The following is a 1,225-nucleotide window of genomic DNA, read 5'->3' on the forward strand; positions in this document are numbered from 1 at the left end:
CAGCGCCGCGTCGCCGTCGGTGACGGCGGCGGCCAGGTGGGCGCCGTCCGGGCTGACCGTGGAGCCCATGATCTTGCCGTTGTCCAGGACCTGACGGCTGCCGTACGGGGCGAGGTACTGGTCGCTGGAGATCACCAGCCCGTTCTCGGTGGTCTGGCCGACCTGGTCCTCGTCGAACTGGTGGGTGCTCGCGAAGGCCGTGCCGGTGGCCACGGCCACCGCCGTGACACAGGCGGTGGCGAGTGCGGCCTTGCGGCCCACCCGGCGGCCCAGGAGGACCACGTGGGCGTTCCGGCTGCGTCGACGACGCGTTACCTGCATGGCGTCAGCCCTTCGTTGAGTTCGTCGTGCTGGTGGGGGAAGCGAGCAGTGCGACCTGGCCGTCGAACTGCCAGAGCGGGTTCGGCGCGTCCCCGGTCGGGGTGCGCACCAGGAAGTAGCCGTTCACTTCCTTCGGGCCGTCGCCATCGGCCGTCAGCCGTCCGTCCGAGGCCACGTCGAGCTGGTAGACCGCCGTCCCGGGCGCGTCCGTGCCGGGCAGGTGCCAGGTGACCACGCAGCGCCAGTCGTTGCCCGGGCCCTCCGGCTCGACCTGGCCGTCGCCCCGCCGGCAGTCCGCGGTGGCCCGCAGGTCGGCCTCGGTCACGGCGGGGCGGTGCAGCTGCTCGGTCTGCAGCCGGTACAGGTGCGCGAAGACGGTGGCGACCTCCTGCTGCACCTTCGCCTGCGTGATCCCCGAGCCGCTGGAGGGAGTGGCCACCGCGAGCGCACCGGTGGTCAGCGCGAGCAGCACGGCCAGCGGCAGCACCCCGGCGAGGAGCGTGCGGCGCCCCACCCCGTCCTCGCTGCCGGTGGTGAAGTCCCGCCGGACGAAGAGCAGGTAGGCCGCCGCGGTGGCGGCCGCCGCCCAGAGCAGGGCGACCGCGACGGCGATCAGCGGCTCGTCGAGCCGGCCCGGGTCGGCGAACAGCCCGTTCCAGGCGACGAAGGCGTACCCGGGCAGGGCGAGGCGCAGCGCCACCGGCAGCGGCAGCAGTTGGGCGAGCTGCATCGCGACCGCCGCCAGCGCGGGGACCAGCAGCCCCATCGGCGAGCGGCCCAGCAGGACGGAGCCGAGCAGTCCGAGCGCCGCCAGGGCCAGGGTCGGCGCCAGCGCGCACGCCCAGGCCAGCAGGACGCTCACGGCCGCGTCCGACGGCGCCAGCAGGTGTCCGTCCACGCCGAC

At 74.7% G+C, this 1,225-nt stretch carries 2 pseudogenes; both read right to left on the bottom strand.

The annotated features are described in order from the left end of the window. Positions 1-321 (bottom strand): annotated as a pseudogene (locus ACWDCZ_RS41535) (phosphoesterase); the annotation flags it as partial. Positions 322-325: 4 nt separating this feature from the next. Continuing rightward, a pseudogene (locus ACWDCZ_RS41540) lies at positions 326-1,225 on the bottom strand (ABC transporter permease); the annotation flags it as partial.

Source organism: Kitasatospora sp. NPDC001225 (assembly GCF_053597855.1).